A 568-nucleotide genomic window follows, 5' to 3' on the forward strand; every position below is an offset into this window, starting at 1 on the left:
TCATCATCCCATTTGTACTGGTGCCTTTGGTGAGCTTCGTGATCACTTATGCGAGCATTGCGTCGGGTATGATTGATCCGGTCGAGAAGATCGTGAATTGGATGACGCCGCCGTTAATCAGTGGATATGTCGCAATGGGAAATCATATTCAAGGCACAATACTTCAACTGATAGTGATCGCGGCAGGGGTATTGATCTATCGACCTTTTTATCTTGCTTATGCAGGCAAACACGCGAGTCAGTTCGGGCTGAATAATGCGCTGAATGGTATTGAACAATCGCTGTTTAAGTCTCTGCTTAATAGCGTGAAAGATTCAAACATATACAGTATCAACAAATCATCAGCTCAGAAGCGTTTGACTTCAATTCTGCGAGAAGGGGAGCTGGTGATGTTTTATCAAAAGCTACAATCGACTCATGAAGAGAAAGTGTTCTCCTATGAAGCGCTGATTCGTTACATCGACAAAGAGGGAAAACTGTGCCCTCCAACGTTCATCAGTGACTTCCAAATGCTTGATGCCATGCCGCTACTCGATAAGTTGGTCATCGAAAAAGTGCTGTCGGACAT

1 protein-coding gene is annotated in these 568 nt (G+C 44.4%); it reads left to right on the forward strand.

Translation table 11 applies throughout. The annotated features are described in order from the left end of the window. A partial coding sequence (locus R7044_RS27080) for an EAL domain-containing protein (protein ID WP_225456212.1) occupies window positions 1-568 on the forward strand: 568 nt, incomplete at both ends.

It is taken from the genome of Vibrio sp. 1402 (genome assembly GCF_033340275.1).